We start from the raw sequence: 14,836 nt of genomic DNA, 5'->3' as shown, positions 1-14,836 counted from the left end.
AGTAACCTAGCGCAAAATTAAAAGATTAATAATGAATAACTGAGCGAATACTCTTACCTTCGTGCATTAAGTCGAAAGCTTCATTGATATCTTCCAGTTTCATGGTGTGTGTGATGAAATCATTCAACGCAAACTCACCATTCATATAGCGCTCAACAATCTCTGGTAGCTCAGAGCGACCTTTAACGCCACCAAATGCGCTACCACGCCATACACGGCCTGTTACCAGTTGGAATGGACGGGTAGAGATCTCTTGACCTGCGCCTGCAACACCGATAATTACTGATTCGCCCCAACCTTTGTGACAACACTCAAGGGCAGAGCGCATAACATTAACGTTGCCGATACATTCAAATGAGAAATCAACACCGCCGTCAGTCATTTCAACAATGACTTCTTGGATTGGTTTGTCGTAGTCATTTGGATTGATTAAATCAGTTGCGCCTAATTTAGTAGCTAGTTCGAACTTGCTGGTATTGATATCAACACCAATAATACGGCTTGCGCCAGCCATAGTTGCACCAATGATGGCAGATAAACCAATACCACCAAGGCCAAAAATAGCGACAGTATCGCCTTTTTGAACTTTTGCTGTTTTAGTCACAGCACCCATGCCGGTTGTTACACCACAACCAAGTAAACAAATTTCTTCAAGAGGTGCTTCTTTGCTCACTTTAGCAAGTGAAATCTCAGGTAATACAGTGTATTCAGAGAAAGTAGAGCAACCCATGTAGTGATAAATTGGTTGACCATCTTTATAGAAACGCGTTGTGCCATCTGGCATTAAACCTTTACCTTGCGTTTCACGTACCGCAGAGCATAAGTTTGTTTTGCCAGACTTACACATCTTACACTCGCCACATTCAGCAGTGTAAAGAGGAATAACATGATCGCCTACTTCAACGTGCGTTACGCCTTCACCAACAGCTTCAACAATACCGCCGCCTTCATGGCCTAGGATTGCTGGGAAAATACCTTCAGGGTCTTCACCAGACAAAGTGAATGCATCGGTATGACAAACACCTGTTGCAACAATCTTTACCAGTACTTCGCCTTTTTTAGGCATCATTACATCCACTTCTTCAATTGAGAGTGGTTGATTTGGACCCCAAGCGATAGCCGCTTTTGATTTAATAAAATCAGTCATAACGTTCCCTTATAGTTGTTGGAAGTAAGTAATAAACTTAGTCTATTTTATTTATTTCTCAATGAATGATAATCTTCGTTTTATTAAAATACTTTTACAGTATGGTAATAATGAATCGTTGGCACGGAATTGATGAATTTTTAGCGGTAGCCGAAACCGGTAGTTTTACAAAAGCAAGTAAACTGCTGGGTATGTCAGTGGCGCATGTAAGCCGTTATGTGAGTCAATTAGAAGAACGATTAAACACACAATTGCTAACCCGAACGACCCGTAAAGTAGTCCTAACGCAAGAGGGACAAGTGTTTGCGCATCAAACAAAACAGTTACAGCATGCTATGGATGATGCCACGGCACTGCTTGCCGAGCAGCAACTGACACCTAAAGGCAGCATCAAGCTGACAGCCCCTGTCATGTATGGTGAAAGCTACATAATGCCTGCGGTGCATACATTTATGCAAAAGCACCCAGATATTGAAGTAATCAGTCATTTAAGTAATGAGCAAGTCAATCTATTAGAAGAAGGGTATGACTTAGCTATTCGGCTTGGTCACCTAAAGGATTCATCTTTAAAAGCTCGGCGCATTAGCCAACGCAGGCTGGTTATATGTTGTAGTCCTGAATACATAAATAATTATGGTCAACCGCACAGTGTCAGTGAATTAAGTCAGCACCATTGCCTCATCGGTAATAACAGCTACTGGCGGGTAAAAGAGCAGGGCCAAGATAAGCATATTAAAGTGGCTGGGCGTTTAGCATGTAATAGTGGTTGGGCATTGGTGGATGCAGCTATTAAAGGGTTAGGCATCGTGCAATTACCGGATTATTATGTCAATGAGCACCTAGCCAATGGCAAGTTGACCGCTGTACTTTCGAATGTTGCACCTGCACCTGAAGGTGTATGGGGGGTGTACCCACCTAGGCAATTTATAGCAACCAATGTAAAAGCATTACTTGACCATTTGGTCGCTACTGTTCAAGTATCAGATTTATAATTATTTTTTACAATTTCGCGCATCCCATGCTGGCTAAATCTATGCTAACATGAGCGCATATTTAGCCCTTGGAATATTCATAACTTATTATGTTTCAACCTGTTAGCCTTTTTATAGGGCTGAGATATAGTCGCTCTTCAAAGGGTAATGCCTTTATCTCATTCATCTCTTTTTTTTCTATTGCGGGCATTGCTATTGGCTTAATGGCCTTGTTTACAGTTAGTTCGGTTATGAATGGTTTTGAGAATAACCTTAAAACTAACATGCTCGGTTTAATTCCCCATATCGAAGTATCAGCTGAAGATAATTCGAAAGAAACCATGTTGCAGTTACAGCAGCAACTAGCAAACTCTAAAGATATTAAACAAGTTAACCTTTATCGCCATGGCGAAGCCATTTTGCAAACCAACCAAGATTTACACGGCGTGTTATTGCAAGGGCTCTATGATGAAGGAAGCTCCCTGTATAATGTAAAAGATAAAATTGTTGCTGGCAATTGGTCACAAGTAATGGACAGTAACTATCACATTGCGATTAGCCGCTATTTAAGCCGTAAATTGGGTATTTCGCTTGGGGATAAAGTACGGGTGATCATGCCAAATGCCAGTTCGTATACACCCCTTGGTCGAGTACCTAGCCAACGTTTGTTTACCGTTGCGGCACTGTATGAAACACAATCTGAAATTGATATGTCATTGGCATTTACCAGTGGTTATTCGTTAGGCCGAGTTTTAAAGCTGGCAAAATCAGCAGCACCCAACTTGAGTATCTCTTTGTACGAACCTTTTTCCGTAGAGCAAGTATTGCAATCTCAAACAGCAATTTTAAATGATTACACAGTAACTGATTGGCGAGCTAGTCAAGGGACATTATTTGCCGCTGTGGCGATGGAAAAGCGCATTATGTCTATGTTACTTGGTTTAATTGTGCTTGTTGCGGTGTTTAATATAGTTTCTGCATTAACCATGATGGTAAGTGAAAAACAAAGTGAAGTGGCTATCTTACAAACGCTGGGTTTAACTCCTTTGCAAGTTCAGCATGTATTTATGATCCAAGGTTTATACAATGGTGTTATTGGCACCAGCATTGGTGCGTTACTTGGCGTGCTATTAAGTAGCAATATAAATGAGTTATTGAATATGTTAGGCATTAATTTATTAGCGGGTGTGAGTTTACCCGTTAAATTTGATGTTATGAGTTTGAGCCTAATTGCCGCAGGGAGTATTGCTATGAGCTTTTTAGCTACTTTGTATCCTGCCCGAAAAGCTGCAAAAGTGAATCCAGCAGAGGTATTACGTTATGAGTGATTTAGTGATTAATTGTCAGCAGCTTAATAAAGTGTATCAAGATGGTGATAATCAGGTTGCAGTCTTAAAAGGGGTTGATTTAACGCTCAATCAGGGCGAAATGTTAGCCGTTGTAGGTAGTTCTGGTTCTGGTAAAAGTACTTTATTGCATATATTAGGCACCTTAGATAATGCGACGGATGGAACCGTTGAAATCAAAGGTCAACAGGTTGCTAAATTAAACCGAAAACAACAAGCGAGTTTCCGCAACGAAAATTTGGGCTTTATTTACCAATTCCATCATTTATTAATGGAATTTACTGCCATTGAAAATGTTGCTATGCCACTTTTAATTAAAGGTTTAAGCGCAAAAGCGGCAAACGAAAAAGCCCTCAACATGCTTGATAAAGTAGGGTTATCTCATCGTTGCGAACATAAACCATCGGCGTTGTCAGGTGGTGAGAGGCAGCGGGTTGCAATAGCACGTGCATTGGTAACAGAGCCTGCATTGGTGCTAGCCGATGAACCAACGGGTAACTTAGATAAACAAAACGCAATTAAGATTTATGACTTGATTAAAGAGTTAAATACCAGCTTAAAAACTAGTTTTGTTGTGGTAACCCATGATTTAGAGCTTGCAGATAAACTAGGCAAAATTGCCTATTTAGATGATGGTAAGCTTGCAATTAAAGAGTCTCAGCATGTTGCTTAGTGCCTTTATTTCAAAACGATTTCGCGCTCACAGTGGCCAAAAAGAGGGGCAAAATGGCTTTGTAAGCTTTATTGCTAAAGCATCGACAATCGGCATACTTTTGGGAGTCGCCGTATTGATTGTTGCTCTATCAGTGATTAATGGCTTTGAGCAACAACTAGTGCATCGGCTTTTATCGGTTGTACCGCAGGTTGAATACGTTGCTCCTAATAAACCAATCAATAATTGGCAGTCAAAAGTTGCTTTATTGCGCTCTCAAGCCGGTGTAACAGGTGCAGCACCTTTTATTAGTGTCAACGGCATGGCGCAGTTTAAAAGTGAGTTAAAAGCGGTTGAAGTGCGTGGCGTTAGCCCAGAGTTTGAAAACCAAGTATCGGCGTTAAACCAATTTACAGAAGGGCGCTTAGTTAGTCAGTTACAACAAGAAGATGTACTTTTAGGACAACAAATAGTCAATCGGTTAGGTCTTAAAATTGGCGACCCAGTTACCTTATTAATCCCACAGATAAACCAGCAAAGTAACACCTTACTTGCTCCAAAGCGGGTGAGTTTGAATCTTGCGGGTATTATTAAAATGGGCGGCCCAATTGATGAAACAGCGGCTTTTATTCGCCTCGACAAAGCGCAAAGTGTACTGAGTTTCGATGAAAACCAAGTAACCGGTTTACGGTTACAAGTAGCTGATGTATTTGCTGCTCACCAAACCGCTATGCGGGTGGGGCAAGTTATCCCAGATTATGTCTATGTCTCTAGTTGGTTCAGAACGCAAGGCAGCTTATATCAAGATATTCAAATGGTTCGAACTATTGTGTATATCGTGGTGTTTTTAATTATTGCCGTAGCTAGTTTTAATATTGTTTCATCACTTGTTATGGAAGTACGCGAAAAACAGGCAAATATTGCGATTTTGAAAACCATGGGAGCACAAGACAGTACGATTTTAGCCACCTTTGTTATGCAAGGATTTACGCAAGCACTTATTGGCGTAATACTTGGAACGATTATAGGTGTTATGCTTGCATTAAATATCAGTGAATTATTCTCGTGGATCAGTTATTTGTTAGGTGACAACCCATTACAAGGTGTTTATTTCATTGAGTTTTTACCCAGCAAACTAGTTTGGCAAGATATCGTTATCACGGTGATTGTTACTTTTGTCCTCGCTATTTTGGCAACATTATACCCTGCGTGGCAAGCAACCCGAGTAGACCCAGCAAAAGTACTGGGTAATTAAGGAATGTTTATGGATAAGCAAAGGATTATCGATTTTTGGTTTAATGAATTAGGCTCAGATGCTTGGTATAAGCAATCTGATGACACTGATGCATTAATTACGGTTAAGTTTTCAGAATGTCTATTGCAAGTTATCGCTGGCGAGTACGCTGACTGGCGAGTGGATGCCCTAGGCTCTTTAGCTGAAATTATCGTGTTAGATCAGTTTTCACGCAATATTTATCGAAATACTGCACAGGCTTTTAGCCAAGATCCACAAGCATTAACCTTAGCGCAAAGAGCAATTGAACTTGGCTTTGATAAAAAGTTACCCAGCTCTCAAGCTGCGTTTATTTATATGCCGTTTATGCATAGTGAATCCAAAGTTATTCATCAGCAGGCTGAGCAATTGTTTAAAGGCATGAGTAATTATGAATTTGAACTAAAGCACAAAGTTATTATTGATAGGTTTGGTCGCTATCCACACCGCAACGCATTTTTAGGTCGTGAATCAACACCTGAAGAGCTGCAATTTTTAACAGAGCCTAACTCTTCTTTCTGAGTTGACTGAATAGTAGGCAAGTAAATTAAAATGCCCTTTGATTGCCCGTAAACACTTGCACAGCGCCATTTTAAACCTTAAAGTGTCAGAAATGTTGTAAAAGAGTAACCACCATGGAACAAAAACAAGCAAGACCATTAACACCAGAAGAACAAGCCGAAGCGCAAAAACAAAGTGTTATGTGGCAAAGAGAATGTTTCCAGAATGCACAAAAGCATTTAGCTGAAAAAGGCGTTATCCCGCAAACTGTTGTTGAGAAAGAAAGCCGTTTCATTGCGCCATTAGTGGCTATTTGGAAGTTTAAAGCACAAAATGGTAAAAGCTATTGGGTTATCACAGGGCGTTTACCAACCGATCACGCAGAAGCAAGTGCAGCAACCAATGCCCGTGAAGTACTTAGATATTTCTCAATGCAATGGCAACTAAAGGCTGATCAACTAATGCAGTCAGGCGCTGTAGATAAGACCAAAGTAGATTTTGCTAATTTACTTATTAACCGCGCTCATGGTTTGTATGAGTTATTCGAAAAAGATGATATGTGGCAAAATGAGCCAGCTTAACTTTAAATAAAAAAGCTGAATAATTATATTCAGCTTTTTAAACCATCTAGTGCACCAAAGTGAATGGCCGCGTATCAAATTGCTTGATAGGGCAAAGCATCCGTTGTCTTGGAATTCCTGCCTCCATAAATACTAAGCCATCAGCCGAAAACCCATTTCGTTTAAATCGATCAACTTCATTTAATATGCAATTGATACTAACGCAATCACAGCCTTGTTTTTCAGCTAAACCTACTAAGTAATTCAATAATGATTTGTAAACTGATCGGTTACGGTGTTCAGGTAACACAGCAATCCGACCAATTAAGCCATCATTACACAAGCGCCCAGTCGCAACTGGACATTTATTACTTTCATCAGTAACAAGTACGTGATGAGCCGTTTTATCTAAATGGTCAAATTCGACGTGTTTTGGAATATGTAATTCGCAAACAAATACCCTCTCTCGGATTTGTTGCAATAGTTCCTTGTCGATACTCCATTCAACTTCATCTATCATGTAGCCCATATAAACACGCTCCTAACAAAACCAAATACCCTCATTTAATAGTGTAGTAAAAGTTTTTAGGAAAATGTGGTTATTTTTTGAACTATTTATGTCGTTAGCGGTCAGTGATGTTTGGTCTGTTAATCTTTTTATTAGAGAAAGATCTTCTAGATCATGCATATAATTGACCCCATTAACACTAAAAAGCACTTTATCATCGATGATTTGATAAATTGCACGTGTGCCACCTAAGCGTTCAAAAATGAGCATATCATCATCTAACAGTGCTTTTACATCATCAAGCGTGTATGGTTCTTCTAGTGGTGCTAGGTCCATTTCATGTTTTGGCTGGCTCATACTATTACCAAGCCATGTCTTAAATACTGAGTCATCATTGATTGCAGCAATCATTAATTGCTTCACTTTTTCGGCTTCAGTTTGGCTTAGTTCACCTTTTGAGGCACGTAATTTTAGCTCTGGATCACCATATCGTTGATTACCAAGCTCAGTATCAATCAGGTGATCTGCAAATTGGGATAACAAGTCGCGTTGGTTTGGTGCTCTAAAACCTACAGAATAATTAAGTGCATTTTCAACAGCGTAACCCTCGTGCGGGCAGCCTGGTGGAATATAAAGAATATCACCCGGTTCTAACACACAATCGATCACGGCAGGAAATTGCTCAACTTGTAATAAGCTTTTATTTTGCGCAAATTGTTTTAAGTTCGCATCAGGTAAACCAACGCGCCAATGGCGTTTACCTTCGCCCTGAATAATAAACACATCGTATTGATCTAAATGCGGACCCACGCCACCACCCGGCGTAGAGTAGCTGATCATCAAGTCATCGATACGCCAGTTTGGAATAAAGCGAAATGGTTCCAGTAGTTGCGCTGCATCGTTATGCCAATGGTCAACCGCTTGTACGAGTAACGTAGCGTGCTTCTCAGTTAGCAAGCTAAAGTCTTCAAATGGACCATGGTATGCTTGCCAATCATCTGAGTGATTGGTCACAATACGTGATTCAATGCTTTCTTCCATGGCAAGCCCAGCAAGTTCTTCGGGCTCAATAGGATCAGCAAAATCTTTGAAGCCTTGCTTAATAAGTAATGGTTTTTTTTGCCAATACTCAGCTAAAAATTGCTCTTGGGTTAATGAATTGATGGTTAATTGATACATAACATGACCTAAGCGAATTGATATAAAAAAAGCGAAAGGAAGGCCTTTCGCTTTTTTAAGTCTTAATTTGAATTTAAGCTAAGTTGTCGATGAACTCAACAGCACGACCAATGTAATTAGCCGGTGTTAATTTTTTCATTTCTACTTTTGCTTCTTCAGGTAACTCAAGACCATCGATGAAATCAGCCATGATTTCTTGGTTTACGCGCTTACCACGCGTAAGATCTTTAAGTTTTTCGTATGGCTTTTCGATACCATATTTACGCATTACCGTTTGAATTGGCTCTGCTAGTAATTCCCAGTTTTGGTCTAGCTCTTCTAGTAAACGCGCTTCGTTTACTTCAAGTTTGCTTACACCTTTTAATGTCGCTTGGTAAGCGATCAAAGTGTAGCCCATACCAACACCTAGGTTACGTAACACTGTTGAGTCAGTTAAGTCACGTTGCCAGCGAGAAACAGGTAGTTTTTGCGCAAGGTGAGTAAAGATAGCGTTAGCAATACCTAAGTTACCTTCAGAGTTTTCAAAATCAATCGGGTTTACTTTGTGAGGCATAGTAGATGAACCAATCTCACCTGCGATTGTTTTTTGTTTGAAGTGGTTTAGTGCAATGTAGCCCCAAACGTCACGGTCAAAATCAAGTAATACAGTGTTGAAACGTGCAACTGCATCGAATAACTCTGCAATGTAATCATGCGGCTCGATTTGTGTTGTGAATGGGTTAAATGTTAAACCTAGGCTTGTTACAAATTGCTCAGCGTGGCTGTGCCAATCGTAATCTGGGTAAGCACTAAGGTGAGCGTTGTAGTTACCTACAGCACCGTTGATTTTACCTAACATTTCTACCTTGGCAATTTGGTCACGTTGACGCTTTAAGCGCATGTATACGTTTGCAAACTCTTTACCCATTGTAGATGGCGTAGCAGGTTGACCGTGGGTACGCGTCATCATCGCAACTGACTTGTATTCAACTGCTTTTTCTTTCAATGCATTTAGAAGTTGGTCACAGTATGGAAGTAATACTTTATCACGCGCTTCTGTAAGCATTAAACCGTGAGACAGGTTATTGATGTCTTCTGAAGTACAGGCAAAGTGAATGAATTCGTTAACTGCGTTTAGCTCTGCGTTGTCAGCTACTTTCTCTTTAAGTAGGTATTCAACTGCTTTTACGTCATGGTTAGTTGTGCGCTCGATCTCTTTAACGCGTGCAGCATCCGCTTCGCTAAAGTTATCAACAATGGCATTAAGTAAAGCATTAGCCTCGTCGCTAAATGCCGGTACTTCTGTGATTGCGCTTGCTGCAGACAAAGCTTGTAACCAACGAACTTCAACAGTTACACGGTATTTGATTAAACCAAATTCGCTGAAAATGCTGCGTAGTTCCGTGGTCTTGCTGCCATAGCGACCATCTACCGGAGAGATAGCGGTTAACGCTGAAAGCTCCATAATGACTCCTAAATTGTCTAGTTTGAACGATAATTAAATTGATTGTTTAGCAATAGCGAGGATTTTTCTTTTTGCAAAGAAAAAATGACGGCGCTTACCGCCCATTTGTCGCCATAACACGGCACTACGAATTCCGGCCAATAATAGGGCACGAATTTTGTTTTGCGTGAGCTGCTGTTTTAATAACTCTGGCTTGCCGTACACTTGAATACGATGCCCAAGGGGGCTTAGCACCGATGAGTAAATATCAGCAAGCGCTGCTACAACAGTATCATCTGTGATAGCAAAATGGTCGAGGCGACGTTTAACATCATCAATGCGACGACCTAATTCATTTAAGCTGTTTTGTTTTGAACTTAATGCACGTTCTAATTGCATTAAACCACCCACATATTTGACGATTTCGACGTCTTTGTCTGCGCCGGCAGAAAGCTGTGCAATCAAAATGCGATAACCTTCACGTAAATTATGTTTACCCTGATACACATCTTCAGGGCTATTTGGTGATGTTTCAATTATACAGTTTAATAACTTTTCTAATTCGTGGTCGCTACCTTGGCCATATTGCGCAACTTTTTGTACTTGTTTGGCAACTTGACACATGGCAGCTAACGCCATGACTTGGTGTTCTGTCATTATTTGATCACCGAATCAATAATCCCACCGCCTAAGCAGACTTCGTCAGCATAGAAAACGGCTGATTGACCAGGAGTCACGGCTTTTTGTGGCTCATCAAATAACACGCGTGCCATACCATCTTCACCAACGAGTAATGTACAACTGATATCTTCTTGGCGATAACGGGTTTTAACCGTACAGCGCGTAGTCCCTTTAGGGCCTTCGCGGTCAACCCAGTGAAGTTGATTTGCATTTAAGCCATTACTGTATAGGCGAGGGTGGTCTTTGCCTTGGCCAACTACTAGTACGTTGCGCTCAACGTCTTTATCTACAACGTACCAAGGTTCACCTGAGCCTTCTTTCATGCCACCAATTAATAGGCCTTTACGTTGACCCAGTGTGTGGTACATCAAACCTTCGTGCTCACCCACTTCATTGCCATCGGTATCTTCGATTTTACCTGGCTGAGCTGGTAAGAATTTTTGTAAAAAGTCTTTAAATTTACGCTCACCGATAAAGCAAATACCAGTGCTGTCTTTTTTATCATGCGTAATTAAATCTTGCTCTTCAGCAATACGGCGTACTTCTGGTTTTGCAATGTCGCCAACAGGGAAAAGTGTTTGTGCAATATGCTCATGGCTTAATGTGTACAAGAAATAGCTTTGATCTTTGTTGTCATCAAGACCACGACACATGACAAATTTATCACCACGTTTTTCGCGGCGTACATAGTGACCAGTCGCGATATAATCTGCACCCAGTGCTTGCGCTGCAAATTCTAAAAATGCTTTGAATTTGATTTCTTTATTACACATGATGTCTGGGTTTGGCGTACGGCCTGCTTTGTACTCAGCTAAAAAGTACTCAAACACGTTGTCCCAGTATTCGGCTGCAAAATTTACAGTGTGAAGCTCAATACCTAGCTTATCGCACACAGCTTGTGCGTCTTGTAGGTCTTCAGCTGCAGCGCAATATTCATCATTATCGTCTTCTTCCCAGTTTTTCATGAACAGGCCTTCAACTTGATAGCCTTGTTGCTTTAATAAATACGCTGATACAGAAGAATCAACACCGCCGGACATACCCACGATGACTTTAATGTGACTATTTTCGCTCATAATATTCGCTGTCATTTTTTAACTGCTATGGAAAGGCCGATATTATAGCATGCTTTTAGACGCCCAAACCAGCCAAAATCACAGCGGTTATTGGTAAATCAAACTAAGTGGGTAGGCTTTACTAGCTAAATGATCTTCAATGCATTTTAAAACCAGCGGGCTTCTAAGTGGTAAGTTTCTTATTTGCTCAATGCTAAACCAATCGGCACTGAGAATGTCATTATCTTGGGGGGATGGTAAATATAGCTCTGGGCAAGTAAAAGCAAAGCTAAAACGCATATAATGGACGCCATTAGCCGCATGTAAATTGTAAATACCAACCAGATGGCTGGCATTAAGGCTAATACCTGTCTCTTCAATAAGTTCACGACAAGCAGCTTCAGCTAAGGTTTCATTTGCCTCCAAATGACCGGCAGGCTGGTTATAACAGATCTCACCTGTGTGTTTATCGCGTTCTTTAACAAGTAAAAACTTATCTTCGCATGTAACGATAGCCGCGACTGTGACATTAGGTTTATGCATCTGGATTGTTCACGACTTTAAACTGACCACTATCCAAACCATCGAGAGTATAGTTACCAATGCTGTAACGAATTAATCGTAAAGTAGGAAAGCCAACATGAGCAGTCATGCGACGAACTTGGCGATTGCGTCCCTCAGTGATAGAGATTTCCAACCAGCTGGTAGGTATGTTTTTTCGCTCGCGAACGGGCGGGGTGCGCGGCCAAATTGATGGTTCGTCAATGCGTTTAACCTTGGCAGGCTTGGTCATGCCATCTTTAAGTTCTACGCCTTTGTTTAGGGCAAAAATAGCCTCATCACTGACATCGCCTTCTACTTGAACCCAATACGTTTTAGCTGTTTTTTTATTGGGTTCAGTGAGTGTATGTTGTAATTTGCCGCAGTTTGTAAGTAGCAAAAGCCCTTCGCTATCTCTGTCTAAGCGTCCTGCTGCATACACGTCTTTAATATTAATAAAGTCGGCAAGCGTTTTGCGGTTTTGATCATCAGTAAATTGGCAAAGCACATCAAATGGTTTGTTAAACAGCACTACTTTGCGCTGCTCTGGATTAATTGCTTTTTTAACTTGGCGTTTTTGCGTGGGCCTTGAATACGTTCGACCGCTACTACGACGTGGTTTGCTATTGGCTTTGTTTACCATTAAATACACCTAGCCGGTTTAGGCAAACCTGCAATTTTAGTTGCTTGTTTAGCTGGGCCTTTGGGAAATAGTTTATATAAGTACATACTATTACCTTTTTCTTCACCTAGTTTTTGGGCCATGGCTTTGACCAGCATACGGATTGCTGGGCTGGTGTTATATTCTAAGTAAAAATCACGCACAAAGTGCACAACTTCCCAGTGCTGTTCACTTAACGTAATATTCTCTTGCTCAGCAATGATTGGTGCAAGCTCTTCACACCAATCATTTGAGTCAAGTAAATAACCTTGTTTGTCTGTTTCTATTTGTTTGTTATTAAATTCAAGCATGGTTTACCAAGTAATCGTGTTCTTTGTGTTTAAAGTCATTTCTACAAATTGCGTGTAGTCGATTGCGATGTCGCCCAAGCTTATAGAGATATTTCGTGCTGTGGCATCTTCATTGAGTAAATATAAAGCGGATGAAAATTGCTTAAATTGCGTGCTGCTGTAGCAAGCATCGCTAACCAATAGAATAGTATCCTCTGCGGCTATTAAATTTGCTAGCGTATTGGTGCAATAATGAGAAAGTGGTTTAGCAAATATATGAAGTGTGCTCATAATGTTACCACCTGATCTTGTTGGCTTATTAAATGACGTTGCTGCTCAAAACTGGCTACCTTCACATCTATGATTAATTTATCTTTTGTTAAATTAAAGTCTATTAATGATTTTTCACACACATAAATATTTTCTACATCATATAACTCAAGCGTCTTAATGGTTTTAAAATAGTTTTTGATACCAAGTTGTTCTGGCTGTTGATTCTTTTTTAGAGCTAAAACTGCCTCACCACTGAGCAACCAGCTAATGTTTTGTTCAATAGCAGCGAAAATTAGCGTCGTGTCGAGTGAGTCACGAATATGCTGGTCATCAAACGGGCTGTGTTGGCTAATAACTAAAACGTTTTTCATTTGAATTGCACCCATTTATCAGCATCACTTGCAAGCATTGCAAACTCAGCTAACCCCGCCACTGTGAAAACACCCGTTTGGTTAATATTTAATCCTCGTTTTTCTGCAGCTGTAACGCATAATAAAAGCGGAATAGCTTGTTCATGTAAACCTTGCCACAAACGACTTATTGGTAGTTCGTCACTGGCAAGCTCTAAATGTTGGCTGGCATGAAAAACACCTGCTTGGTATAAAAATACAGCTGAAATAGTGTGACCTGACTCAATGCATGCCTGTGAAAATTTAATCAGACGTTGTGTAGTATCGTGGTCAGTCGGTGCGGTGTGAAGAGAAAGTACAAATTTTGCCAAAACGCATCCAATAAAAAAGCCCCTAGAAAGGGGCTATTTTAACAGAACTATTTAATTAGTCATCACTTGCACCAAGTAGGTGTAGGAGAGATGTGAATAAGTTATAGACGTTCAGGTATAAAGATACTGTGGCACGAATATAGTTAGTCTCGCCACCATTTATGATACGGCTTGTATCGAATAAGATTAAACCAGACATAATCAATACAACAGCTGCATTAATAACCATAAAGGTGATAGAGCTACCAATAAAGAGGTTTACTAGGCTTGCAATGATAACCACGATTAAACCAACAGTTAAAAAGCCGCCCATAAATGAGAAGTCTTTTTTAGTGGTAAGTGCATACGCAGACAAACCAAAGAAGATCAACGCAGTAGAACCAAGCGCTTGCATTATTAGCATTGGACCATTCGGCATTGCTGCATAGTAGTTAAGCATAGGGCCAAGGCCCGCGCCCATCAAACCAGTAAATACAAACACCCATGCAACACCTGATGCACTGTCAGCCTTTTTGTTAACTACAAAAAGAACACCAAATGCAATCAAGCTAAATACTAACCCCATAAAATAAGGTAGATTCATCGCCATTGAAATACCTGCAGTTACTGCGCTAAAAGCAAGTGTCATAGCCAGTAAAAAGTAAGTATTTTTTAATACTTTATTTGTTTCAATAGTCGACATTACCGGTCTAGTGGTATTGTACGATTGATTAAACGCCATTGTTAGAGCTCCTTTGAATGAACTTAATTCGTTCGTTAGTTCCAATATTAAACTGAAACTAAGCCTATCAAGAGTTATATGTTTGGGCAAACCTTTGTAGATCAATAGACATGCAAAATAATCAAAAAGTTCAAATCGATTATATTTTGACTTTAATTGTGTTAATGCTGAGCGATTTAGTTGTTTTTTAATCACTTAAACAGATTTTTGAAAAAAAAGCTTCACAAACACAGCTGCCTTATCTATTATGCACGCCGTCGGAGAGATGGCAGAGTGGTCGAATGCACCGGTCTTGAAAACCGGCAGGGGTTTGTAGCCCCTCTAGGGTTCAAAT

Annotated in this window: 19 protein-coding genes; 6 read left to right on the top strand and 13 right to left on the bottom strand. The window is 40.3% G+C overall.

Features of this window, described 5'->3' with window-relative positions; translation table 11 throughout:
* Positions 1–25 precede the first annotated feature (25 nt).
* Positions 26–1,147 carry an S-(hydroxymethyl)glutathione dehydrogenase/class III alcohol dehydrogenase gene (locus QL229_RS04090; RefSeq protein WP_138557591.1) on the bottom strand — a complete coding sequence of 374 codons (1,122 nt, stop codon included), beginning with the start codon at positions 1,145–1,147 and terminating at the stop codon, positions 26–28.
* 110 nt (positions 1,148–1,257) lie between these two features.
* Between QL229_RS04090 and QL229_RS04085 the strand changes: the two genes are divergently transcribed.
* The 6 genes from QL229_RS04085 (at position 1,258) to QL229_RS04060 (ending at position 6,471) form a co-directional block, all read left to right on the top strand.
* Positions 1,258–2,139: a LysR family transcriptional regulator gene (locus QL229_RS04085; RefSeq protein WP_138557590.1), complete on the top strand. Its 882-nt coding sequence runs from the start codon at positions 1,258–1,260 to the stop codon at positions 2,137–2,139.
* An 89-nt stretch (positions 2,140–2,228) separates the two neighbouring features.
* Positions 2,229–3,446, top strand: a complete 1,218-nt coding sequence (locus QL229_RS04080; RefSeq protein ID WP_138557589.1) for a lipoprotein-releasing ABC transporter permease subunit — start codon at positions 2,229–2,231, stop codon at positions 3,444–3,446.
* Positions 3,439–4,137: a lipoprotein-releasing ABC transporter ATP-binding protein LolD gene (gene lolD, locus QL229_RS04075; protein ID WP_135924863.1), complete on the top strand. Its 699-nt coding sequence runs from the start codon at positions 3,439–3,441 to the stop codon at positions 4,135–4,137. The genes QL229_RS04080 and lolD overlap by 8 nt, the downstream gene beginning before the upstream one ends.
* Positions 4,127–5,371: a lipoprotein-releasing ABC transporter permease subunit gene (locus QL229_RS04070; RefSeq protein ID WP_138557588.1), complete on the top strand. Its 1,245-nt coding sequence runs from the start codon at positions 4,127–4,129 to the stop codon at positions 5,369–5,371. The genes lolD and QL229_RS04070 overlap by 11 nt, the downstream gene beginning before the upstream one ends.
* 3 nt (positions 5,372–5,374) lie before the next feature.
* Complete coding sequence (locus QL229_RS04065; protein WP_138557587.1) at positions 5,375–5,911, top strand: DUF924 family protein; 537 nt, start codon at positions 5,375–5,377, stop codon at positions 5,909–5,911.
* A gap of 113 nt (positions 5,912–6,024) precedes the next feature.
* Positions 6,025–6,471, top strand: coding sequence for a DUF4826 family protein (locus QL229_RS04060; protein WP_135924855.1), 447 nt, complete (start codon positions 6,025–6,027; stop codon positions 6,469–6,471).
* Positions 6,472–6,517: 46 nt separating this feature from the next.
* On the opposite strand, the gene QL229_RS04055 is transcribed toward QL229_RS04060, so the two are convergent.
* The 12 genes from QL229_RS04055 to QL229_RS04000 form a co-directional block, all read right to left on the bottom strand.
* Entirely contained in the window at positions 6,518–6,979 is a 462-nt protein-coding gene (locus QL229_RS04055) for a GNAT family N-acetyltransferase (RefSeq protein ID WP_135924853.1), read from the bottom strand.
* Positions 6,980–6,991: 12 nt separating this feature from the next.
* A complete protein-coding gene (locus QL229_RS04050; RefSeq protein ID WP_138557586.1) occupies positions 6,992–8,137 on the bottom strand; it encodes a cupin domain-containing protein in 1,146 nt (381 codons plus the stop codon).
* 73 nt (positions 8,138–8,210) lie between these two features.
* Positions 8,211–9,581, bottom strand: coding sequence for an adenylosuccinate lyase (gene purB, locus QL229_RS04045; protein ID WP_135924849.1), 1,371 nt, complete (start codon positions 9,579–9,581; stop codon positions 8,211–8,213).
* A gap of 33 nt (positions 9,582–9,614) precedes the next feature.
* Complete coding sequence (gene hflD, locus QL229_RS04040; RefSeq protein WP_138557585.1) at positions 9,615–10,217, bottom strand: high frequency lysogenization protein HflD; 603 nt, start codon at positions 10,215–10,217, stop codon at positions 9,615–9,617.
* Positions 10,217–11,317, bottom strand: a complete 1,101-nt coding sequence (gene mnmA, locus QL229_RS04035; RefSeq protein WP_138557614.1) for a tRNA 2-thiouridine(34) synthase MnmA — start codon at positions 11,315–11,317, stop codon at positions 10,217–10,219. The genes hflD and mnmA overlap by 1 nt, the downstream gene beginning before the upstream one ends.
* A gap of 87 nt (positions 11,318–11,404) precedes the next feature.
* Positions 11,405–11,839 carry an NUDIX hydrolase gene (locus QL229_RS04030; RefSeq protein WP_138557584.1) on the bottom strand — a complete coding sequence of 145 codons (435 nt, stop codon included), beginning with the start codon at positions 11,837–11,839 and terminating at the stop codon, positions 11,405–11,407.
* Positions 11,832–12,479: an rRNA large subunit pseudouridine synthase E gene (locus QL229_RS04025; RefSeq protein WP_138557583.1), complete on the bottom strand. Its 648-nt coding sequence runs from the start codon at positions 12,477–12,479 to the stop codon at positions 11,832–11,834. The genes QL229_RS04030 and QL229_RS04025 overlap by 8 nt, the downstream gene beginning before the upstream one ends.
* A complete protein-coding gene (locus QL229_RS04020; protein ID WP_135924837.1) occupies positions 12,479–12,808 on the bottom strand; it encodes a TusE/DsrC/DsvC family sulfur relay protein in 330 nt (109 codons plus the stop codon). The genes QL229_RS04025 and QL229_RS04020 overlap by 1 nt, the downstream gene beginning before the upstream one ends.
* 3 nt (positions 12,809–12,811) lie before the next feature.
* The gene (gene tusB / locus QL229_RS04015) at positions 12,812–13,078 is read right to left on the bottom strand and encodes a sulfurtransferase complex subunit TusB (protein ID WP_135924835.1); all 267 of its coding nucleotides are present in this window, start codon (positions 13,076–13,078) and stop codon (positions 12,812–12,814) included.
* Positions 13,075–13,431, bottom strand: a complete 357-nt coding sequence (tusC, locus tag QL229_RS04010; protein WP_135924832.1) for a sulfurtransferase complex subunit TusC — start codon at positions 13,429–13,431, stop codon at positions 13,075–13,077. The genes tusB and tusC overlap by 4 nt, the downstream gene beginning before the upstream one ends.
* Positions 13,428–13,781, bottom strand: coding sequence for a sulfurtransferase complex subunit TusD (gene tusD / locus QL229_RS04005; protein WP_138557582.1), 354 nt, complete (start codon positions 13,779–13,781; stop codon positions 13,428–13,430). The genes tusC and tusD overlap by 4 nt, the downstream gene beginning before the upstream one ends.
* Before the next feature lie 55 nt (positions 13,782–13,836).
* Entirely contained in the window at positions 13,837–14,502 is a 666-nt protein-coding gene (locus QL229_RS04000; RefSeq protein WP_135924827.1) for a Bax inhibitor-1/YccA family protein, read from the bottom strand.
* Positions 14,503–14,836: the final 334 nt, after the last annotated feature.

The organism is Pseudoalteromonas sp. PAR1, assembly GCF_947311895.1.
In the GTDB taxonomy this organism is placed as follows: Bacteria; Pseudomonadota; Gammaproteobacteria; order Enterobacterales; family Alteromonadaceae; genus Pseudoalteromonas; species Pseudoalteromonas lipolytica_C.
The sequence above is the reverse complement of the archived record's forward strand: the minus strand, read 5'-3'. Positions and strand labels throughout refer to the sequence as shown.